The organism is Pollutimonas bauzanensis (assembly GCF_900129885.1).
Classification (GTDB): Bacteria; Pseudomonadota; Gammaproteobacteria; order Burkholderiales; family Burkholderiaceae_B; genus Pollutimonas; species Pollutimonas bauzanensis.
The window spans coordinates 74,911-95,582 of sequence record NZ_FQXE01000003.1; the positions used below are offsets into that span (position 1 = coordinate 74,911).

17 protein-coding genes are annotated in these 20,672 nt (G+C 61.8%); 11 read left to right on the top strand and 6 right to left on the bottom strand.

Annotated features, from left to right (window positions below):
- Positions 1 to 43 precede the first annotated feature (43 nt).
- Positions 44 to 784, bottom strand: coding sequence for a 3-oxoacyl-ACP reductase FabG (gene fabG, locus BUB23_RS06315; RefSeq protein WP_073102268.1), 741 nt, complete (start codon positions 782 to 784; stop codon positions 44 to 46).
- 156 nt (positions 785 to 940) lie between these two features.
- Between fabG and BUB23_RS06320 the strand changes: the two genes are divergently transcribed.
- Positions 941 to 1,969 carry an AraC family transcriptional regulator gene (locus BUB23_RS06320; RefSeq protein WP_073102269.1) on the top strand — a complete coding sequence of 343 codons (1,029 nt, stop codon included), beginning with the start codon at positions 941 to 943 and terminating at the stop codon, positions 1,967 to 1,969.
- 16 nt (positions 1,970 to 1,985) lie between these two features.
- On the opposite strand, the gene BUB23_RS06325 is transcribed toward BUB23_RS06320, so the two are convergent.
- A complete protein-coding gene (locus tag BUB23_RS06325; RefSeq protein WP_073102270.1) occupies positions 1,986 to 2,969 on the bottom strand; it encodes a Bug family tripartite tricarboxylate transporter substrate binding protein in 984 nt (327 codons plus the stop codon).
- Between the two features lie 186 nt (positions 2,970 to 3,155).
- Between BUB23_RS06325 and BUB23_RS06330 the strand changes: the two genes are divergently transcribed.
- From BUB23_RS06330 to BUB23_RS06340, 3 genes are all read left to right on the top strand, one after another.
- The gene (locus BUB23_RS06330) at positions 3,156 to 4,076 is read left to right on the top strand and encodes a LysR family transcriptional regulator (RefSeq protein ID WP_073102655.1); all 921 of its coding nucleotides are present in this window, start codon (positions 3,156 to 3,158) and stop codon (positions 4,074 to 4,076) included.
- Between the two features lie 132 nt (positions 4,077 to 4,208).
- Positions 4,209 to 7,550, top strand: a complete 3,342-nt coding sequence (locus BUB23_RS06335; protein WP_073102271.1) for an acetate--CoA ligase family protein — start codon at positions 4,209 to 4,211, stop codon at positions 7,548 to 7,550.
- Positions 7,551 to 7,610: 60 nt separating this feature from the next.
- Positions 7,611 to 8,489 (top strand): SDR family NAD(P)-dependent oxidoreductase, encoded by an 879-nt coding sequence (locus BUB23_RS06340; protein WP_073102272.1) that lies wholly within the window; start codon positions 7,611 to 7,613, stop codon positions 8,487 to 8,489.
- A gap of 36 nt (positions 8,490 to 8,525) precedes the next feature.
- Here BUB23_RS06340 and BUB23_RS06345 read toward each other — a convergent pair whose 3' ends face one another.
- The 3 genes from BUB23_RS06345 to BUB23_RS06355 all read right to left on the bottom strand — a co-directional run bounded on the left by BUB23_RS06345 (position 8,526) and on the right by BUB23_RS06355 (position 11,696).
- A complete protein-coding gene (locus BUB23_RS06345; protein ID WP_073102273.1) occupies positions 8,526 to 9,218 on the bottom strand; it encodes an HAD family hydrolase in 693 nt (230 codons plus the stop codon).
- 146 nt (positions 9,219 to 9,364) lie between these two features.
- On the bottom strand, positions 9,365 to 10,723 hold the full coding sequence (locus BUB23_RS06350; RefSeq protein ID WP_073102274.1) for an MmgE/PrpD family protein: 1,359 nt from the start codon (positions 10,721 to 10,723) through the stop codon (positions 9,365 to 9,367).
- 4 nt (positions 10,724 to 10,727) lie between these two features.
- Entirely contained in the window at positions 10,728 to 11,696 is a 969-nt protein-coding gene (locus BUB23_RS06355) for a Bug family tripartite tricarboxylate transporter substrate binding protein (protein ID WP_245801184.1), read from the bottom strand.
- 257 nt (positions 11,697 to 11,953) lie between these two features.
- Here BUB23_RS06355 and BUB23_RS06360 point away from each other — a divergent pair, with 257 nt between their 5' ends.
- From BUB23_RS06360 to BUB23_RS27320, 6 genes are all read left to right on the top strand, one after another.
- A complete protein-coding gene (locus tag BUB23_RS06360) occupies positions 11,954 to 13,396 on the top strand; it encodes an MmgE/PrpD family protein (RefSeq protein ID WP_073102276.1) in 1,443 nt (480 codons plus the stop codon).
- Between the two features lie 41 nt (positions 13,397 to 13,437).
- Complete coding sequence (locus tag BUB23_RS06365; RefSeq protein WP_073102277.1) at positions 13,438 to 14,388, top strand: Bug family tripartite tricarboxylate transporter substrate binding protein; 951 nt, start codon at positions 13,438 to 13,440, stop codon at positions 14,386 to 14,388.
- A gap of 74 nt (positions 14,389 to 14,462) precedes the next feature.
- Positions 14,463 to 15,464 carry an NAD-dependent epimerase/dehydratase family protein gene (locus BUB23_RS06370; protein WP_084135831.1) on the top strand — a complete coding sequence of 334 codons (1,002 nt, stop codon included), beginning with the start codon at positions 14,463 to 14,465 and terminating at the stop codon, positions 15,462 to 15,464.
- A complete protein-coding gene (locus BUB23_RS06375; RefSeq protein ID WP_073102279.1) occupies positions 15,461 to 16,384 on the top strand; it encodes an NAD(P)-dependent oxidoreductase in 924 nt (307 codons plus the stop codon). The genes BUB23_RS06370 and BUB23_RS06375 overlap by 4 nt, the downstream gene beginning before the upstream one ends.
- A 15-nt stretch (positions 16,385 to 16,399) precedes the next feature.
- Positions 16,400 to 17,170, top strand: a complete 771-nt coding sequence (locus BUB23_RS06380; protein ID WP_073102280.1) for an SDR family NAD(P)-dependent oxidoreductase — start codon at positions 16,400 to 16,402, stop codon at positions 17,168 to 17,170.
- 15 nt (positions 17,171 to 17,185) lie between these two features.
- On the top strand, positions 17,186 to 17,428 hold the full coding sequence (locus BUB23_RS27320) for a hypothetical protein (protein WP_073102281.1): 243 nt from the start codon (positions 17,186 to 17,188) through the stop codon (positions 17,426 to 17,428).
- 97 nt (positions 17,429 to 17,525) lie between these two features.
- Here BUB23_RS27320 and BUB23_RS06390 read toward each other — a convergent pair whose 3' ends face one another.
- The gene (locus BUB23_RS06390; RefSeq protein ID WP_073102282.1) at positions 17,526 to 18,446 is read right to left on the bottom strand and encodes a LysR family transcriptional regulator; all 921 of its coding nucleotides are present in this window, start codon (positions 18,444 to 18,446) and stop codon (positions 17,526 to 17,528) included.
- Positions 18,447 to 18,628: 182 nt separating this feature from the next.
- Between BUB23_RS06390 and BUB23_RS06395 the strand changes: the two genes are divergently transcribed.
- Positions 18,629 to 20,644 carry an oxidoreductase gene (locus BUB23_RS06395; protein WP_073102283.1) on the top strand — a complete coding sequence of 672 codons (2,016 nt, stop codon included), beginning with the start codon at positions 18,629 to 18,631 and terminating at the stop codon, positions 20,642 to 20,644.
- The last annotated feature ends 28 nt before the right edge of the window (positions 20,645 to 20,672 follow it).

The window sequence follows — 20,672 nt, forward strand, 5'->3', positions numbered from 1 at the left end:
TCTGCTCAAAAAGGGCGCTGGGTCGCAGCGGGTTGGTCGGATGCTAAAGCGTCAAGCCGCCGCTGGCCTCGATCACCGCGCCATTGATATAGCTGGCCTCATCGCTGGCAAGAAAGGCGTAGATATTGGCGATTTCCTCGGGCCTGCCCAGCCTTCTCGATGGCACCTGCTCGCACATCTTCGTCAGTACGGCGTCGGGCACGCTGGAGAGCATCGCCGTTTCGATAAAGCCCGGGGCGACGGCGTTGACCCGGATGCCCTTCGGGCCGAGCTCGCGGCACCAGGTCTTCGTAAACCCTACAACGCCGAATTTGGCCGCGGCGTAGTTCGTCTGCCCGTAGTTTCCGTAGACGCCGACCACAGAGCTTGTATTCAGGATCACTCCGCTGCGCTGGGTGATCATTGTACTCACGACCGCTTGCGCGACGTTGAAGACGCCCTTGAGATTCACGTCGATTACCGAGTCGAATTGCTCGGCGCTCATCGTTTCCAGGCGCGCGTCGCGCGTAATGCCGGCATTGTTCACCAGGATGTCTATCTGACCAAAGCGATTCAATGTTTCTTCGATCATGAGATCCACGGCAGGCCGGTCTATGACGTCCAGTGAAAATCCAATAGCGCGGGCGCCGGCATGCTCGCATGCAGCCACCGTCCGGCTCACCGTATCTTCATGACGATCGCATACCACCACTGCGGCCCCCTCCTTGGCAAACTTCAGCGCCGTCGCTGCGCCGATGCCTTGGCCTGCGCCGGTAACAATGGCGACTTTTCCTTTCAGTTTCATAGGACTATCACTTTCAAATGGCAACGATTAATGGGTCCGCCAGATGCCGCGCGCAATGACGCCGCTTGCTAAAGCGTGAGCTTAACGAAGTTTCAAATTGGTGATAAGATCATTATCGGACATGAGAGTATCTTTAGCGGCGATTTCAGGACTGACATGCGAAACAGGGCACCACTATTCAACGAACGCATTTATGCCCCATACAAAATTGCCGCGCTGGTCGAGGTTTTGTGCGAACAGGGGATCGCCCCCTCGCAAAGCCTGAAGGGCAGCGGTGTCGACGAGGACCGCATCTATGACGCCACGGCGCTTACTTCGGTCGGGCAATACGTTGCGGTCTGCAGCAATGCAATAGCCCTGCGCGCCAGCCCCGCGACTCCTTTTGAGACCGGCGCCCGGCTGCACCTGTCGGCATATGGCATGTACGGCTATGCGTTGATGTCCTGCCTTTCAATGCGGGACTACTTCCGGCTGGGCGTGAAATACCATGCACTGGCTACCCCGACTTTGACCATCGAATGGTCGGAGCATGACGGGAAGGCGGTATGGACTTTTCCCGATGCGCTTCTGTTCAACGAGTCGAGGGAGATCAGGCGTTTTTTGATCGAACAACAGTTCATCCAGCATGTGACCCACCTCCAGGACGTTTTCGGCAGGTCTTGTCCTCCCATCAAGGCATGCTTCTCCTATTCTGCGCCTGCGCATGCGCAGCTCTACTCCAAGTATCTGGGCTGCCCTTGCATCTTCGATCATGAGCAGTGCGAGTTGCACTATGACGGGGCCATCCTCGATCAAAAGCCTCACCTGGCCCACCGGCTCACGGCGGCGGTCCTGCAGCAGACATGCGAGCGGCTCATCGGGCAAGCGAAGGCGTCCTCGGGCATTTCAGGAGAGGTATATCAGCGCCTGCTGAGAAGGCCTGGCGAATTTCCGAGCATGCAGCTCATTGCCGAGCAGCTCGGAATGACGCCCCGCAATCTCAGGCGCCGCCTGCAGGCGGAAAACGGCTCCTTTGCGGACATCCTTGATGATGTGCGCAGCTCGCTCGCCATTGAATACCTCAGAACGACAAAAATGAATACCGACGACATCGCTCTGCTCTTGGGCTTTTCCGAGCCAACCAATTTCCGGCGCGCCTTCAAAAGGTGGACGGGGAAAACCACCAGCGAATACCGCGCTCCATGAGTTGCGGCCCGGCGTATCACTCGCCCTTGATGCCGGCCTTTCGAATCACCTCGCTCCATTTGTCCATTTCGGCGGAGATGAACTTGCCGAATTCGGCGGCGCTGCCGGGAATGGGTTCCATTCCTTGCGCCAGCAGCTTCTGCCTCAGCTCCGGATCCTTCAGCGCGCGGTTGATCTCCGAGTCCAGGCGGCCGACGATGGCGTCGGACACGGCGGCCGGCGCCATGAATCCATACCAGCCGGATGCGACCACATTGGGAAGGCCTTGCTCGCGCAATGTGGGGGCCTGCGGGTAGATCTCGCTGCGGGAGCTCGATGCGACGCCCAGCACCCGGAGCTTGCCGCTCTGAATATGCGGAAGCGCCGCCGTGATGGCCGTGAGCGTGGCATCGAGGCGGCCGCCGGCCAGAAGGTCGGTATACGCGGCGACGTCGCCGCGATACTGTACCGTCAGGCCTTTCACACCCGCGTCCCGGTACAGCAGTTCCGCCGCCAGGTGGGGCAGCGAGCCATAGCCGGGAGAGCCAAAGGTCAGGCCATTGGCCTGCGACTTGCCGTAGGCGATCAGTTCCTGCGCCGTCTTGAACGGCGCTTGCGCATTGACGACGAGGAAAAGCGGAACAGTGGCCGCCATGGCCACGGGTCTAAGGTCTTTCCTGGCGTCATAGTTGAGCTTGCCGTACAGCGCTTCCAGCGTTGAATAAGGCGCCGCGGCGTACAGCAGGGTGTAGCCGTCACCGGGGGCGTGCGCCACGACGCTGTTGCCCAGGCGCGTGCCTGCGCCGGTCTTGTTCTCGACAATGAACGCCTGTCCCAGCCGGTGCGCCAGATATTCCCCGATCAGCCGCGCCGAGATGTCGTTGGGCCCTCCCGCTCCGTACGGAGAAACGATTTTCACGGGGCGCGAGGGCCAGTCGTCCTGCGCAAAAGCGCGTGGCACGGCGCCGGCGCAGAGGCTCGCAGCGGCCGCGCCCAGCAATGTCCGTCGCTTCATTTTCATGGATATCTCCTGATCGTTCGAATAAGAATGAAAAGTCCGCACGGCATCCAGGCTGGAAGAGCCGAGGCACACTTCGAGATGCGATAATAGATTGGGCACCCTGTTCGGACAAGCTTGAATTTCTTGATAACTTAGAGGCTTAGGTTATAAATGGATTTTCAATGGCAGACATGCAAAGGACACTCCATGGCACTCGAGGTAACGCTGAGGCAATTGCGCGCGTTCGTGGCCGTGCTCGAGCGCGGAAGCTTTTCGGAAGCAGCCGACACCATGCATCTGTCGCAGGCGGCGCTTAGCGGCCTGGTCAAGGAATTGGAAAGCCGGCTGGGCGTGCGCCTGCTGGACCGCAACACGCGCAGCGTGAGCGCCTCCGTGGTCGGCGCCGCATTCGAGCCCATGGTGCGCCGCGTGCTCGCCAGCCTCGACGAAGCGCTGGAAAGCGTGACCAACCTCAAGGAGCTGCGCCGCGGGCTGGTGCGCGTGGCCGCGCCCGAAACACTGTCCTGCACACTGCTGCCCGAGCTGATCGCCGATTACGAAAAGCGCCATCCGGGCGTCGATATCCGGTTCGAGGATGTGCCGATCGAGCAGGTGCTCGCGGGTCTGCACAGCGGCAGCGCGGACATTGGCTTCGGCCCCGCGGGCGTGCTGGCGGATGATGCGGTGGAGGTCCACATGATACGGGTCGATCCTCTCTGGATCGCGCTGCGCCCGGACGATCCGCTCGCGGCCGGCGCATCGGTGAGCTGGAAGGATTTGCGCGAGCGGCCGCTGATCAACTACATGCCCAACCTCGCGCTCAATGTCCTGAGCAATGTGCCGCATCGGCACCACCCCAAGGAGATAGTGCCGGTGCACCGCGTCAACACGGCCCTTTCCTTGCTGCGGGTCAGGCAGGGCTGCGTGATCTGCCCCTCGATGGCGCGATCGCTCGTGGAGGGCTTTGGCCTTGCCTTCCGGCCGTTGCGCCAGCCGACGGTCACTTGGCGCATTGCAATCTTCGCCCGGAGCCGATCATCCCTTTCTCCCGCGGTGGAGAGTTTCCTCGACTTCACACTCGAAGCCGCGACAAGCTGGGATGGCGGCCGCCCGCTCAGATCCGGCTAGCCGGACAGCATGCAGCCGCGAAGGGGTATCGGTGATAAATAAGATGAGCTTATAAAAACATCGGAAATCTCGTCTTGCCTGATAAAAGGCGGCCGGGTATCTTAGGCATCCCGAACCCTAGCCAAGCAGCCCATGACCTTGCCAGACCTCGACTCCTTTCTGTCGCCTCGTTCCATCGCCGTCGTCGGCGCTTCGTCCATTCCCAGCAAGATCGGCGCCGTGCCCGTGCGGTATCTCGTTGAACAGGGCTACGCCGGCGAAATATATCCGATCAACTCCCGGGCCGAAGAGATCGAGGGCCGCCCCGCCTTTGCTTCACTGCGGGCAGTATGCCGGCCGATAGACCTGGCGATCTTCGCCATCCCCGCCTCCAGCGCGGAGGCGGCGCTCGACGATGCGATCGAGGCGGGGGTGAAGAACATCGTCATGTTCTCCGCCGGATTCGCCGAAATGGGGCGGGAGGGCGAGAAGGCGCAGCGCAAGTTCGCGGACAAGGCGCGCGCAGCCGGCATCCGGGTGCTGGGGCCCAACTGCCTGGGTTTCATGAACGTCGCCCTGTCGGTATATGCGACATTCTCTCCCGTGGTATCGACCGGCCTGGCGAAGTCCGGCAAGGTCGGCATTGTCAGCCAGAGCGGCGCGTTTGGCGCCTATGCATACGCCATGGCGCGCCAGCGCGATGTAGGTCTCTCGATGTGGGTGACTACCGGCAACGAGTCGGACATCGGGGTGGCCGATTGCATCGCCTGGATGGCGCGCGATCCGGCGACGCAGGTCATCATGGCTTACCTGGAGGGATGCCGGGACGGCGGGAAACTCAGGCAGGCGCTGGATCTGGCCCGCGCCGCGGGCAAACCCGTGGTGGTCGTGAAGGTGGGCCGGACCGCGCTCGGCGCCATGACGGCCGCCTCGCATACCGCGGCACTGGCGGGCGACGACGCGGCTTACGAGGCGCTCTTTCGCCAGCATGGAGCATGGCGGGCGCGCACTATCGAGGAGTTTTTCGATATCGCCCATTGCCTGGCTGTTTCCGGCCTGCCGGCCAATACGCGGGTCGGGCTGCTGACCGTCTCCGGCGGCGTCGGCGTCATGATGGCCGACGATGCGACCGAGGCCGGCCTCGATGTCGCCGAGTTGCCGCCCGCCGCGCAAGACCTCATCCGGGCCCGCGTGCCATTCGCCGCCACCAGCAACCCTGTCGACATAACCGGCCAGGTGACGGCCGAGCCCGGCCTGCTTGAAGCGGCTGCCCGTGTGATGCTGGGCGAAGCCGGCCATGGCAGCCTGCTCATCTTTCTTGCGGCCTTCGGCGGCACGCCCGCCATGCGGGACGTTCAGCAAAAGCTGGCGCGGGACTTGCGGCGCGATTTCCCGGGCCGCCTGGTGATGTTCAGCACGCTGGCCGACGCCGCCCAGCAGCGGGCGCTCGAGGCCTTGGGATGTTTGTGCTTTCCCGATCCGGCCCGGGCCATCCGCGTCCTGGCCGCCATGGGCTTCTTCCACGCGCAGCTTCAGCGGCCGGCGCCGGCGCCAAGCCCGGTCCCGTCGGCCATTGCCCTGCGGCCCGGTCCGTACAACGAGGCCGAGGCGATGGAATTGTTGCGGGACTCCGGAATACCCGTCGTGCCGACTCGCCAGGCGCAGTCGCGGGCCGACGCGATCGCCCATGCGCGCGCGCTCGGCTTTCCTGTGGCGATGAAGGTGCTCTCGGCCGATATCACGCACAAGAGCGATATGGGCGGCGTTGTCCTGAACATTCGCGATGCGGACGAGGCCGGCGCCGCCCACGACCGCATCATGGCCGCGGTGGGCGCTGCGGCGCCCGCCGCGCAGGTGGACGGCGTGCTGGTCGCGCCCATGGTGCGCGGCGGCGTAGAGTGCATTCTCGGCGTGCGCCGGGACCCGGCGCTGGGCCCAGTCGTGATGTTCGGCTCGGGCGGCGTGAATGTCGAGCTGCTCGGCGACGTGACCTTCCGCCTCGCGCCGGTGGACCACCAGCAGGCGCGCGAGATGATAGGGGAGCTGAAGACGGCCCCGCTGCTTCGCGGCTTTCGCGGAGCGCCGCCAGCGGATGTGGAGGCTTTGGCCGAGGCCATCGTGCGGATCTCGCGCTTCGCGCTCTCGGCAGGCGGCACGCTGGACTCGGTGGAGCTGAACCCCTTTGTCGTGCTGCCCGAGGGCCAGGGCGCGCTTGCGCTGGATGCGGTTCTGCTGACCAGCGCCGCGCCCTCCGCGCCGCCATCCGTCCGCCAGGCGGTGATCGCCACGCTGCCGCTTTTCGAGATGGCGCGCATGCGCGCCGCGAACACCGCGCGCAAACACCCCATGCTAGGCTTTGCCGGCGACAGTCCCGCATCGAGGATGCGCTGGGTGAACCAGTTCACGCACACGCGGCGATTGCGCAGCCCGGACGACAAGGAAGTCGTCACGCCGAACAATGACACGCTATTCACGAACGCCTGGCTGGACCTCTCGGCCGGTCCGCTGGTCATCGATGTGCCGGAGATGGGCCGGAGGTACTGGGTGCTCGGCTTCCTCGATGCATGGACGAATCCATGGGCCTATGCCGGGCGGCGCACCACCGGAGGCGACGCGCAACGCCTGTTTGTCCATGGGCCCGGCTGGACGGGCGACGTGCCGGCCGGCATGCACCGCATAAGCGCTCCGAGCGACGACGTGTGGGTCATCGGCCGCATCCTGGTGGACGCAAACCCGGCGGACCTCGCACAAGTCCATGCGCTGCAGGACCGCTACGCCATCCGCCGGCCGGATGGCGCGCCGGCGCTGTCGCGCGTCGATACTTTGCTCGACGACCGCGGCGCCGGCGTGCCGGACGGCCGTGAATACCTGCGCGTGCTGGAATCGATGCTGGCCCGCAATCCGCCGTCCCTGCCGCTGCCGGAATGGCCTCCCGCGGTGGAAGAGCTCCAAAAAGCCTTGGCCGATGTCTACACGGAACTGCGGGAGCTCGCGCACCCTTCGGATCTGGGCGGCGGCTGGACGACCGCCGTCACGGTGCGCACCAGTTTCGGCAGCGATATCCTGACGCGGGCGCGCGTGGCGCGCAACTGGATCGGCACGCTCGGCATCGACGAGGCGATGTACATCATGGCCGAGGTGGACGCCGGCGGCGAAGCGCTCACCGGCGCCCGGCGCTACATCCTGCGCTTTGCGCCGGGCGCCGGGCCGCAAGTGGGGGCGTTCTGGTCTATCACCCTTTACCGCCGCAGCGACTGCCTGCTCGTGGCCAACCCCATAGGCCGGCACTCCATCGGCGACAGGACCCGCGGTTTGCAGCAGGACGCGGATGGCGGCCTCAGCATCTCGATCCAGGCCGAGGATCCCGGGCCAGGGAAGAACTGGCTTCCCGCGCCGGATGGAGAAGGCTTCTACCTGACCTTGCGGCTTTACCAGCCTCAACGCGCGCACCTCGAAGGCACTTTCAACTATCCCCCGCTGCGGCGGGTGGGCTGAGCCGCAGGAGCGCGCGATGAAAGCTGCCAGTCGTCAACCCCGGGAAGCGGAAAGGAAATTATGCCAAAGCGATTGAAGGACAGGGTGGCCATCGTGACCGGCGCCGGCGGCGGGCTCGGACGCACCCACGCATTGGAGCTCGCGCGCCACGGCGCGCGGGTGGTGGTCAATGACTTGAGCGGCTCGGCGCAGGCCGTGGCCGACGAGATATGCGAGGCGGGCGGCGAAGCCATTGCCTATGCCGGCGACGTGACGCGGTATGACGAGATGGAGGCCATGGCCGCCCAGGCCATTTCGAAATTCGGGCGCATCGACATTCTGGTGAACAACGCGGGCATCCTGCGCGACCGGACGTTCGCCAAAATGCCGCTGGACGAGTTCCGCCTGGTGCTGGACGTGCATGTCATGGGATCCGTGAACGCCACCAAGGCGGCCTGGACCCGGATGCAATCGCAAAACTATGGACGCATCGTGATGACGACCTCATCATCGGGCTTGTATGGCAACTTCGGGCAGTCGAACTACGGCGCCGCGAAGATGGCATTGGTCGGGCTGATGCAGACCCTGTCGCTGGAAGGCGCCAGGCACAACATCCATGTGAATTGCCTGGCGCCGAGCGCCATGACCGCGATGACCGAAGGCTTGCTGCCGCAAGCAGCGGCGGCGGTCCTGACCCCCGAGCGAGTCAGTCCAGGCTTGATCGCGCTGGTCGGCGAAGACGCGCCCACGCGCATGATACTTCTGGCCGGCGGCGGAAGCTTTGAATGCGCCCACATCACGATGACGCGCGGGATCCATGTCGGCGACTCCGACGATCCCGCGGAGGCGCTGTGCAAGCGGATGGCCCAGGTCCAGGCGCAGGCCGATCAGGTCATTCCGGCTTCAGGGTGGGAGCAGCCGGAACATGAGCTGGCGAAGGCTTTGGCCCGGCCGCGCTGAATGCCAGCCACGCTGGGCTAGCTGGCATGACCGCAGTCAGGCGACTGTTGAACGCCATTCCGCCAGCAGCTTGGGCAGGTCGGCCATGTTGGTGAAGATGTGCGCCACGCCTACGGCGCGTAGCGCATCCGCGCTGCTGTGGCCGGTATCGCTGGGGCTGTAACCGAATACGGTCGCGCCGGCCGCTACGCCGGCGGTTGCGCCGGTGATGGTGTCTTCCACGACGGCGCAGCGGGATGGCGCCACGCCCAGCGCCAGCGCGGCCGCCAGGTACACGTCGGGAAATGGCTTGCTGTGGGGCAGGTCCTGTCCGCTGAAGATCCGGCCGGCGAAGCAATCGGTCAGGCCCACCTTGGCCAACTGCAGTTCGACTTTCCGTTTATCCGCGCCGGAGGCGACGGCGACGCGCCCGTCCAGCACGTCGTGCAGGGCGCGCACTGCCCCGGATGCGCCGGCGATCTCGACCAGTTCGCGGTCCAGCGCTTCGTTGCGGCGCTGGCGGAACCGCTTCATCCAGTCCTCGCCGACACGCGCCCCGGTGCGCGTCTCAATCAAAGCAATTTCGTCCCTGACGGCTTTGCCGGTGAAAATCCGCATGCACTCCTCAGCGGTGACAGGCCAGCCTAGCTCGCCCAGCATCCGGGCCAGCACGCGATTGGTGATGGGCTCGGAATCGACCAGCACGCCATCGCAATCGAAGAGAACGGCATCAAAGGGAAAATCTGTCATATCAATATCTCAAAAAAATCTCGGCGCCGACAAGGATACATCGCGCTTGAATGATTTTGTGGCGGATACCGGATATTGTGACTTTTCAGGACCGGTTGCGCGGCGGGAGACGATCGATCGGATTGCAACGCTTGCCTGGATCCGCGTCAAACGACATTTGTTCCCGCCAGTAGGCGGTTCAACGGTTCCATGGACTTGGCCGATTCAAGTGACAGCACGAATTCGGAGATTGACGAAGCTGATGCGCCGAATATGGGCGCCGCCAATATTTCGAACTTCCGCGCGATCTCGTCGGGTGTCAAGGGGCTCTCGGGCTCGCCTTTTGCAATGTCCAGCCTGTGCGTGATTCTGCGGCCGTCTTTCAAAAAGAGGGTCGCTATTGCCGGCCGGTGGCGTGGATAGTCCGCATCCAAGGCTGGATCGGCGGCCACGCGGATGCGGCGCATCAGCGCCTTGATGGACGGATCCGCCAAGGCTGCACTGCTGAAGCGATTGGGAAGAACATCGCCTTTTATAATCTTGACTGCGACGGAAAAGGCGATAGAGAATTGGGCTTGCTCCGCATTCAGTGGCGGCTCGATTGCCGCCGCCAATGTAACGGTATCGACGCGTATGTCGATATGTTCGATTGCGGGATAATCTATGGCATGCCGGCTCAATATTTCCGCCACGGCATCGACGGCGGCATGGTTTCCGCGGCACCCGCCATATTGCTTTATATAAGTCTCGTCTATGCTCCATCGGCTGCCCAGGCCTGGCGCGATGGCGCCATGGTCCGCGTTTTCAGCGTAAGCCTTGAGAAAACCGTTCTCCAGGGCTCTTGGGGAGCCTTGCGCTCCTTGTGCCGCATACATTGCGGCGAGCAATCCGCCTTCACTGCTGCGGCCCACCTGCAAAGGCTGGCTGTTGGCGCTTTTCAGCGCTTCTTTCAAGCCGGCGCCCTGGCTGCAGGCAATCGAAATAGCGTGAGCGGCCCCGGTTTCCGACAGCTGCAATAGCGAGCTGGCAGCGGCCGCGCTGGCGGGGGCCGCCAGAATCGCGGTGCTCTGGAATCCACGCACTACCGTCGATGGATAAATCGCGCGGCCCAGGCGCAGAAAGACTTCGTATCCAGCCGCTATTGCCGCAATCAATGCCCTGCCGTCGGCGCGCCGGGATATGGCGACGTTCAAGGCGGCGGGAATCAGGGCTGAAGATGGATGCCCTCCTGTGTACCGGGACCCGTCTTCAACGTAAGTGGAATGCGCCACAGCGCTATTGATGAGCGTGGCGTCCCGTAAAGAGCGGCGCTCGTTCGTGCCCCAGATCACGAGATCTCCATCGCCGGGCAGCAGCCTCAGCAGGGGAATATGGTTGTTCGCCCGGACCCCCGAGCAGGAGGCGGCGAGCAGATCAAGGATGCGAAGCTTGACCTTCTCCACCACCGGCGGGGGCAGCCCTTCGAAGGCCGTTTCAGCGACAAAGCGTCCCAGGTGGTCGGACAAGCTGCGGGAATGGGCGCTCATGCCATCAATCCAGCCTTATGTTCAAGTCTTGGATCATGGCATGCCATTTCTGCACATCGGAGCGCACCTTCTTTGCAGCGTCTTCCGGGCTGTTGGCAATGACTTCCGCGCCCTGTTTAGCGAAAAAATCCCGGATCCTGTCGGATTTCAGCACGGCGACAATATCGGTATTGAGTTTATCGATGATGTCTTTGGGCGTGCCCTTGGCGGTGAACAGGCCATACCAGGTATCGGCTTCATAACCGGCAAGCCCGCTTTCATTCAATGTCGGGAGATCGGGCAGGATTGCGGGCCTGGTTTCACTGGTAGAGGCCAGGGCTATGAGTTTTCCTGACCCGACGTAGGGAAGCACGGCTGGCGCGTTCGCGATCATCATTTGCACGGTTCCTGCCAATAAATCAGTAAGGGCCGGGCCTGTCCCTTTGTAGGGAATGTGCGTAATGGATATGCCGGCCATCTTTTTGAACATTTCGGCTGCGAGATGCGGCGGAGTGCCATTTCCGGGGGATGCATAGTTCAGATCGCCCGGACGGGCTTTCGCGATCGCCACCAGCTCTTGCACAGATCTCGAAGAGACCTTGGGATGCACCACCAGGATATTAGGCGTGTTTGCAACCAGCGTTATCGCGTCGAAGTCGCGTACGGCATCGTAAGACAATTTGCTGTACAGGCTCTGATTGATCGCATGTGTCCCGACAGTCCCCAGTACAAGGGTGTAGCCGTCGGGCGCTGCCCTTGCCGCCGCTTCGGTGCCTATGCTTCCTCCGGCGCCCGCTTTGTTTTCCACAACTACCGGCTGGCCCAGCCTTTTTGAAAGCTCCTGGGCCAGGGGGCGGGCAAGAATATCGGTGCCTCCTCCGGGCGGAAATGGAACGATCAATCTTATCGGCCTGTTCGGAAAGTCCTCCGCGCTCGAGGGCATGCCGGCGGCAAGCCCTAAGACGAGGCATGCGGCCATCGCAATTCTTTTCATAGACATCCACCAAATTCATTTCCAGTAGGGCTATTGAGTCTATTTCGATTCATCAACGCGATCTATCAGAATGGATTCACAAGAATGCTGAAAATGAATCACTAAATTCGCGGAGGTTGATTTCATGGCGGCGCCGTACAGCGCTATGCGCAGGTTTAATGAATTGCATTCATTAGAATTATGAACCCGAAAGGATTGATTGAATCCTTGCGCATAATTATTCTGGTTGGACCGACAAAATACCAGGATGAGGTGAGATGGATGACTTGGACGCCTGGAAGAGGCAGGCAAGGAAGCACAGGGGCATAACCGGCCAACTTGCCGATTTTATCGCCGGGATCAAGCCGGAGGCAATACCTGCCGCCACCCGAAATACGCTTCACATGGCGCTGATCGATGCGCTGGGCTGCGGGCTGTATGGCCTGACCACTCCGTGGGGCCGCATCCTGGGCGATTTCGTGAGCGAGCAAGGCGGCGTCCCGGAGGCTGGACTATGGGGCCGCGGCAAACAGGTGAGCGCCGGCAACGCCGTATTGCTGGCCGCCACGGCTGTCCACAGTTTCGATTTCGACGATCATAGCCGCGCAAAAATTCATCCTGGAGCCATCGTGGTGCCGGTGGCCCTGGCGCTCGCCGAACGTGAAAATGCCGACGCCGGGAGAGTCATCGCGGCGATGGCCGCGGGCTATGAAACGATGAACCGCGTGAGCCAGGCGGCAAACCCCAGCAGGGCCAGGATGCGGGGCTGGCACCTCACAGGCACCACAGGCACATTTGCGGCGGCAGCCACGGCCAGTGTGCTGCTGGGCCTCGATGGCCCGACGACTGCGAGCGCCCTGGGCCTGGCGGGCACCCAATCCGCCGGCTTGTGGGCCTTCACCGCCGATGGCGGGATGAGTAAACGCCTGCACCCGGGGCGCGCCGCGCAGGCGGGAATCACGGCCGCGCTCCTGGCGCAGAGGGGTTTCCAGGGCCCTCGCTACATACTCGAGGCCGAGGATGGCGGGTTCCTGTTCGCCATGTCTGATTCCCCGCGGCCCGAACAGATAACTGAAAGGCTGGGTTCGCGCTGGCATACAGAGGAAACCTGCTTCAAGCCCTATGCCTGTTGTGGAAGCAATCACGCATGTGTCGATGCGGCAATAGAGCTGGCAATCGAAAACGCCATTGATCTGAACGACATCGTGAGCGTGACCGCCGGCGTGCCCTCTGTGGTTCAGACGCAGACCGGCTTTGATTATCGCGCGGACTCCGTCCTGAATGCGCAGATGAGCCTGAGATACAACATCGCCGTAGCCATTCTGGACAAGCAGGCCTATCTGGAGCAGTTTTCGTTGAGCCGGATCAGCGAACCGCGAGTATTTGAGCTTGCGCAAAGAATAGAAATAGAAGTGGATCCCGAGCTCGATCGCCGGTATCCGGAGATATATGGAGGAAGGGTAAGCATTGCGGTGCGCTCGGGCAAGATCTTTACCCGTCGCGTGGATTATTCAAAAGGAATGCCGGAGAACCCCATGTCCGTCGAAGACATCAAGCGGAAATATATGTCGCTTGCGGCCGCGGGGGCGGGAATCGAGTCCGCCACGGAAATTCTCGAGCTCGCCGGGAGCCTGTTTTCGGGCGGTTCGGCCAAGGAAATCAACACCCGGCTAGCGCGAGTCTCGGTGCATGCAGAGGAAGTCGCGGACACGCTGTCGTAGCAGAAAAAAAGATTGAATGAAAATCAAAGAGGAGACATGCAATGCGGGCATTCATCATTGCGCTGTTCTGCGCGTTAACGCTGCCGGCCGCGGCTCAATCCTATCCTGATCGGGCGATCAAGCTCATTGCGCCATTTCCGGCGGGCAGCGGGACCGATACAGTGGCTCGCATTCTTGCCGACGGGATGTCCAAGGACTTGGGCCAGCCCATCGTGATCGACAATAAGCCCGGCGCTCAGGGAATCATCGGCGTCAATGCCGCGACGAGCGCCGCGCCTGACGGCTATACGCTGGTAATCCTCGGTGTGACGACAGGCGCAAGCAACGTCACCTTATTCAAGAAGCTGCCTTATGACCCCATAAAGGATCTGACACCTATCGGGATGATCGCCGATTCTCCGATCGTGCTGGTCGCCGGCCCGCGCTTTGCGCCCAATTCCGCCGGGGAGTTGTATGCATTGGGCCGGAAGAATCCCGGAAAGCTCACCTATGCGTATGGCTCGGGCAGCGCGCAGGTCGCGGCGGCCAAGCTCGTAAGCATGGGGGATATAAAGGCGGTGGCGGTGCCCTACCGCGGCTCCCCTCAGGCATTGACGGATGTCATGTCTGGCGAAGTCGATTTCATGTTTGTGGATCTCTCGCTCGCGCTCCCGCAAATCAAGGCGGGCAAGTTGAAGGCGCTGGGGGTAACGACGAAAGAGCGTTTCTCTGTGGCGCCGGATATCCAAAGTATCAACGAGTCGGGGGCGCCAGGTTACGAACTGTCGGTCTGGTTCGCATTGGCGGGCCCCGCCGGCATGCCGGATGCGATTACCGCGCGCATTTCCCAGGCTTTGGAAAAGGCCCTGCAAAGCCCGGCCCTTGGAGAAAAATTCCATGGGCTGGGCCTGGAGGCAAAGTATTCGGATCCTCGACAGTTCGGGGTGTTCCTCGGGCAGGAAATTTCGAAGTGGGGCGACTGGATCAGGCAGGCGGGAATTCCTCCGCAATAGCCGGCATCGCTTCATCAAGGTCGCTGCATCAAGGATAGGACGAATCAATCACCTGTAACCGCGAGGTCGCAACTATGAAAATAGAGGGCAGCAAGTTTCTGATTACGGGAGGCGTGAGTCTTATCGGCTCGCATATCGCTGAACTTCTGTTGGCCCAGGGAGCGAGAGAGATAGTTCTATTCGACAACTACTCTCTCAGTTCGCCCGAAGCCGCGGCGAGCCTGGTGGACGACCCTCGTATCAGTCTGGTGCGGGGGGACATCCTCAGGCTCCATGAACTCTACGATGCGGCGGACGGGGTCGATGGCCTCTTTTCCGTGGCTGCGTTTTTGACGCTGCCCTTGGCGCAAAACCCCGGTTTGGGCCTTGCCGTGAATGTGCAGGGGCAGAACAATGTGCTGGAGGTTTGCCGCTATCGCGGCGTCAAGCGAATAATCTTCTCTTCCTCGACCGCGGTGTATGGCGAGCCGGTTCCGGGCGTCATGGATGAAACGACAGCCGCCAACCTGGCCGCCTTTCAACCCGCCGCGGCGCTGTATTCGGCCTCCAAGCTCATTGGCGAGCATCTGTGCCGGCTCTATGACCAGAAGCACGGAATTTCATCTTTATCGCTGAGATATGCCACGGTATATGGAGAGCGCCAGCATTACCGGGGCGTGAACGCTCTCTACATCATGGAGAACTACGATCGCATCAGGCGTGGCGAGCGGCCGGTGATCCCGGACGATGGCAACGAAGTGCACGACTATATTCATGTTTCCGATGTCGCCCGCGCAAATGTGATGGCAATGGCGAGCGATGCGACGGGAGCGAGCCTGAACGTTGCCACGGGAAGGGCCTCTACGCTGAACGAGGTGGTGGGAGCCTTGTTGAAAGCCATGGGCTCCAGTCTCGAGCCCGAATACCGGAAGTTCGACGGTCTTGTGCGTGCTTCGACCGGCACCCAATTGGCCTTCAGCCGGGAAAAGATACGCCGTACCTTGGGCTGGGAGCCGCAGGTCTCGCTCGAAGAGGGGCTCTCCCGGTTGGTCCGGTGGTGCGAACGGCGCGACATGCGCGCGGAGAAGATTCAATGAAGCCCGCGGTCGCCGTTGTCGGCCTGGGGAAAATGGGCTCGGCAATGGCCTTGCGCTTGCGTGAATGCGGTCTGGACGTGCTGGGATGGGACGTAGATGCCTGCGTGCGGGCGAGGGTCGCATTGGACGATATTCCGGTGGCTGCGTCGCTCTCCGACGCGCTGTCAAAGCGGGATTTCATATTGACCAGTCTGCCAGACTCGGCGGCCGTTCGCAGCGTCTGGCTGAGTCCCGACGGCCTCATCGCTCTGGCGGATCCGGATTCGATATGCATCGACCTCAGTACGATTGAACCTGAAACGATCAGGCAGGCGGCGCGGGCGGCGCTGCCCCGGAATATTGATATGCTGGATTGCCCCGTCAGCGGCGGGCCCGTCGAAGCCCGCAGTGGGACGCTGGTTGTCATGGCGGGCGGGGCGGCCGATGTGATCGAGCGCGCCCAGCCTGTCCTGGGCTGTCTCGGCGGCGCGCTGCATCACACTGGCGGCATAGGAACCGCCAAGGTGGTAAAGATCATAAACAACATGATGGCCATGGGGAATCTGCTGATAGCCTGCGAGGCTTTCTCGCTGGGCATGACCGCGGGTGTAGAGCCAGGCTGCCTGTTTTCGGTATTGGCGGAGTGCGGCGGCACTTCCAAAACATTCACGAAGCGATTTCCATTTGCTTTGCGTGGCGACTTTGCGCCACGCTTCAAGCTGGAATTGGCGGAGAAGGATCTCGCGCTGGGGCTCTCGATGGCGGCCAGCCATGGAGCCCAGGTGCCCGCCGCGGCCGTTGTGCATGAACTCTTCAGGCGGGCAATGGGCGAGGGGTTCCAGGGGCAGGACGCCGTGGCGCTGCTCGCCATGTATCGTCGTTGGGCGGACAAGCCGGACAAAATGGCGGCGGCTGCAAGTGAATCGACCTGCGGCCGCTAATTTCCAGGAGGAGCAATGATCAAACATGCAGCCGTTACGGGCGCGGCTTCGGGCATAGGCGCCGATTGCTGCCGCGCACTGCTCGAGCAGGGCTGGAAGGTCTATGGCCTGGACCGCTCGGAAGAAGGGTTGATTGAGCTCGACCGATATCAAGAGAGCACAAGTGGAAAATTCTTTCCTTTGCAATGCGACGTGTCCGACAGTGCCGCCATGGCCCATGCCTTTGCCCAAATCGGCAGGATGACGTCCAGTCTCGACGCGCTCATTTGTTCGGCCGGCATTTTCCGCACGGGCCCCTTGCTCGAGATGACCGAGGAAAACTTTGATGCGCTGTTCGAGATCAACACCAAAGGCGCGTGGCTGGCGGCGAGGGAGGCGTTTCCGCTGTTGAAGCGGGCTGCGCCGGGCGGCGAGCCGGCACATATGGTTTTCGTGGCGTCCATTGCCGCGTTACGCCCTAAAGTGGGCGGGGGCGCCTATGCGGCATCGAAAGCAGCGCTGACTCAACTGGTTCGAGTCATGGCCGTCGAGCTTGCCGGGCAGGGCATCCTGGTCAATGCCGTGGCGCCGTCCACGGTCGATACGCCCATGACGCAAAAGCTTGCCGCGGATGCCGCCCACAATGGATACAAGGTCTCGGGCATGTCGCCGATAGGCCGGGTGGCACAGCCGGCCGACATCACGTCGGTGATCCGCTTTCTCTTGAGTTCAGATGCCCGTTATGTGAACGGGGCGATTTTGCCTGTGGATGGTGGCACATCGGCTGCCTTTCAACCAAGGACCTGAGAACTCTCCCGGGCCATGCCCTACGCCGCGGAGCTGGCCGCGCAGGATGTAAATGACGCGGGCGGCATCCCGCTGGCCGCCAGTGAGTTTTTCGAGCGCGATCGTGTCGACATGGTGCCGTTGATCGCGAGGTTGATGGCCAAACAGGCTCGCGAAATGGGCTTCAAGGGCCTGTTCATAAGAAGCGGAGGGCCCGCTACAGAAGAAATCGTCAACGTGGCCGGGCCGCGGGCGCGCTCCTGGAAGATCCCTTTGTGAAAAAGGCGTATCTGGGAATATAGAAAATCGATCGTATTGAAAATGGCGAGGGTGCCGCCCAGGAGAGAAGCAATGGGCACGGATCAGCCCATGGTCCTTACGGCAGGGTGATCTTGTCCCAGTCCGGATTGGACGGCAGCAGGCCCTGCAGAAAATCGACAAAAGCCCGGACCTTCGGAGAAAGGTTGCGGTTGGGCAGATAGATGACGGACACCTGGGGCCCTATGGGGGTGTAATCCGTTAGGATCCGACGCAGCTTGCCAGAGCGGATGGCATCGGCCGCGATGAAATTGCTGATCATTGCAATACCCAGCCCCGCCATGGCGGCTTCGAGCAGCGTCTCCGCGTTGTTCACATTCAAGCGCCCGGATACCGTTTTGCTGAATACCTTGCCGTCTTTCTGGAACTGCCATTCGCGGTACCGGCCCGAATGCAGCAGCACATATGCCAGGCAGTGGTGGTGATCCAGGTCGTCGGGCGTGCCGGGCTCGCCATTGCGGGCCAGATATTCCGGCGAGGCGCATGTGACAAAGCGCAGATTGCAAAGCTTGCGGGCGATAAGGCGGGCGTCCGCCGGTTCGCCGATATACACGGCGGCGTCTATGCCTTCATAGGCCATATCCACATTCCGGTCGCTGAGCTCCACGTTGAGAATCAGGTTGGGATGCCGATCCAGCAGTACCGGAAGAGCGGGCATGATCACGCGCCGGCCGAAGCCTACCGGCATATGCAGGCGCAAGCGTCCGTAGGCGGTCGAGGTGGACTTGCTGAGCATGTTCTCGGCATGTTCGACGTCCATCAGAATCTGCTGGCAGTGCTCGAAGAAACTCTTGCCATCATCGGTCAGGCCGACAGAGCGGGTGGTCCGCTGCAAGAGGCGCACACCCAGTTCTTTTTCGAGGCGGGTTACTGCCTTGCTGATGGCCGAGCCTGTCAGGCCCAGCCTTTTCGCTGCTTCAGTGAAGCTGCGCGCTTCCGCAACGCATACAAATACGCGAAGTGAGTTCAGGTTTTCCATATTGCGGCGGTCTCCGGATTTTCTAATTAGTGATTTTTGTTCATTAGTATTCTGAATTTCAACTAATTGATCGCTTCAGGTGCCGATATTAGACTGCAAACAGCCCGCTGAAAAGAGAAACGCGCTGAAAAGAAAAGCGCTTGGCTGGCCGCAGCCGTACGCATTTTGAAGAGAGACAAACCATGCTTCTGGAACAACCGGGCCGCCTCGGCGCCCTGCGCCTGAAGAACAGAGTCGTCATGGCGCCCATGGGCACCAATTACAGCACTACGGATGGCCTGTCTACCGAGCGCGACAAGCAGTACTACGCTGAGCGGGCCCGCGGCGGTGTGGCGATGATCATGACCGAAGCCATGGTCGTGACAGAGCATGCAAGACCGCATCACAATTCTTTGTGCTGTTATCACGATCGTTACATCCCCGGTCTTGCAAGTCTGGTCGAGGCCATCAAGGCACATGACTGCAAGGTATTCGGCCAGTTGAACCACCGTGGCGCCTTGCTGCGGCGCTCGGTGCTGAATATGGAGCCGGTAGGCCCTTCCCCGTGGGTGAACCCGAATACGGGCGATCAAGTCCGCGCGCTCGAGCCGCGTGAAATCAAGGATATCCAGGCGCTGTTCGTTGACGCTGCGCGCAGACTATGGGTAGCGGGCTATGACGGCGTGGAAATCCACGCCGCCAATGGCTACCTGTTCCAGCAGTTTTTCAGTCCGCGGGTGAACCACCGCACAGACGAGTACGGCGGCTCGATAGAAAACCGCATGCGGTTTCTGCTCGAAACCATAGACCGCATGCGCGATGCCCTGCCAGACCTGCATCTCATCGTACGCCTGAGCGTCAGCGAATTTGCCCAGGGCGGGTATTCGGAGTCGGAAATCATCCAGCTGGCGCTGGCCCTGGAGCAGGCAGGCGTTCACGCGCTCGACTTGTCGGGCGGCAGCAATGAAAGTCCGCAGCTCTCCAAGCATTGCATTCAGCCGCCATCCTTTCCGCGCGCCTATCTGGCGGACTTCGCCCGGCCGATCAAGCAGGCCGTCGGCATTCCTGTGCTTGCCGCCGGCCGCCTGGTCGAGCCCGCCGACGCGGAGCACATGCTCTCGACGGGCAGCGCGGACTTCGTTTCCCTGGGCCGCGCGCTATACGCGGATCCTCATTGGTGCCTGAAGGCATTCGGCAAAATCCAGGCCCCCATACGCCAATGCATAGCCTGCAACGTCTGTTTCGAGCGGCTCACATTGGAAAAAGATGTTGCCTGTGTCACCAACCCCTTGATCGGCACCGAATTCGAGTCTCTGGAACACGCCGAGCCTCAGCTTTTCCGGCAAACGTCCGCGACGGGCAAGCGGGTTCTGGTTCTTGGCGCGGGAATCGCCGGCATGGAAGCGGCCCGCGTCCTGGCGGGCAGGGGCCATGTGGTCGAAGTATGGGACAAGGCCGCAAGCCCTGGCGGGCAGGTCCACCTGGCCATCGCGGCGCCAGACAAGAAAGAGGTTTTTCCCGCCTGGACATACCGCTGGCTATCGGCAAGCCGCGAGGCCGTCCCCGTACGCCTTGAAACGGAAGCCGCGCGGGATTCCATCGAAGCCTTCGCGCCGGATTTCATTTTGCTTGCCACAGGCGCAAGGCCCGGGCCGGTTCCCATGGACATCAGTCGTTTATCGCCCGCTATCCGTGTGACCCATGCCTGGGAAGCGCTGGCATCGCTCGAGGACATCCCGGCAGGCATCAGCGCCACGATTATCGGCGGAGGCATGGTGGGTGCGGAAGTGGCCGATGCCCTGCGCCTGAAAGGCGCGTCCATCAATCTTGTCGAGCTGCGTCCGGAAATTGCGCTGGGCATGGCCAGAAACAACCGCTTTGAGCTTATCGAGCGGCTCATTGCCCACGGCGTCCGGATACTGACGAATTGCAAAATCAAAGGTATCCACGGCGCCCAGCTCGATATAGAGCAGGAAGGACAGGGTCCGTCGCGCCTGGCCATAGGCCGGATGCTGATCTTTGCCACCGGCCCGCGTCCGAACCTGGAGGCCTTGCAGATGGTGCAGTCGACAAATATTCCCTACGCGCGGATTGGGGACTGCAACATGCCGGGCGACTTCCTGAGCGCCCTGCGCGACGCCTCCATGACGGCACTGAGCCTGGACGCCTACGCGGCGCGCAAGGTGTCCGGGCGGAGCGCCATGCAGACAGCGGCATAGCAATTTTCTCGATAAATATTCCCATAGG

What these genes read in the sequence shown, in the direction of transcription:
- fabG (WP_073102268.1), bottom strand. Translation starts at nt 784, where the DNA reads ATGAAACTGAAAGGAAAAGTCGCCATTGTTACCGGCGCAGGCCAAGGC.
- BUB23_RS06320 (WP_073102269.1), top strand. Translation starts at nt 941, where the DNA reads ATGCGAAACAGGGCACCACTATTCAACGAACGCATTTATGCCCCATAC.
- BUB23_RS06325 (WP_073102270.1), bottom strand. Translation starts at nt 2,969, where the DNA reads ATGAAAATGAAGCGACGGACATTGCTGGGCGCGGCCGCTGCGAGCCTC.
- BUB23_RS06330 (WP_073102655.1), top strand. Translation starts at nt 3,156, where the DNA reads ATGGCACTCGAGGTAACGCTGAGGCAATTGCGCGCGTTCGTGGCCGTG.
- BUB23_RS06335 (WP_073102271.1), top strand. Translation starts at nt 4,209, where the DNA reads ATGACCTTGCCAGACCTCGACTCCTTTCTGTCGCCTCGTTCCATCGCC.
- BUB23_RS06340 (WP_073102272.1), top strand. Translation starts at nt 7,611, where the DNA reads ATGCCAAAGCGATTGAAGGACAGGGTGGCCATCGTGACCGGCGCCGGC.
- BUB23_RS06345 (WP_073102273.1), bottom strand. Translation starts at nt 9,218, where the DNA reads ATGACAGATTTTCCCTTTGATGCCGTTCTCTTCGATTGCGATGGCGTG.
- BUB23_RS06350 (WP_073102274.1), bottom strand. Translation starts at nt 10,723, where the DNA reads ATGAGCGCCCATTCCCGCAGCTTGTCCGACCACCTGGGACGCTTTGTC.
- BUB23_RS06355 (WP_245801184.1), bottom strand. Translation starts at nt 11,696, where the DNA reads ATGAAAAGAATTGCGATGGCCGCATGCCTCGTCTTAGGGCTTGCCGCC.
- BUB23_RS06360 (WP_073102276.1), top strand. Translation starts at nt 11,954, where the DNA reads ATGGATGACTTGGACGCCTGGAAGAGGCAGGCAAGGAAGCACAGGGGC.
- BUB23_RS06365 (WP_073102277.1), top strand. Translation starts at nt 13,438, where the DNA reads ATGCGGGCATTCATCATTGCGCTGTTCTGCGCGTTAACGCTGCCGGCC.
- BUB23_RS06370 (WP_084135831.1), top strand. Translation starts at nt 14,463, where the DNA reads ATGAAAATAGAGGGCAGCAAGTTTCTGATTACGGGAGGCGTGAGTCTT.
- BUB23_RS06375 (WP_073102279.1), top strand. Translation starts at nt 15,461, where the DNA reads ATGAAGCCCGCGGTCGCCGTTGTCGGCCTGGGGAAAATGGGCTCGGCA.
- BUB23_RS06380 (WP_073102280.1), top strand. Translation starts at nt 16,400, where the DNA reads ATGATCAAACATGCAGCCGTTACGGGCGCGGCTTCGGGCATAGGCGCC.
- BUB23_RS27320 (WP_073102281.1), top strand. Translation starts at nt 17,186, where the DNA reads ATGCCCTACGCCGCGGAGCTGGCCGCGCAGGATGTAAATGACGCGGGC.
- BUB23_RS06390 (WP_073102282.1), bottom strand. Translation starts at nt 18,446, where the DNA reads ATGGAAAACCTGAACTCACTTCGCGTATTTGTATGCGTTGCGGAAGCG.
- BUB23_RS06395 (WP_073102283.1), top strand. Translation starts at nt 18,629, where the DNA reads ATGCTTCTGGAACAACCGGGCCGCCTCGGCGCCCTGCGCCTGAAGAAC.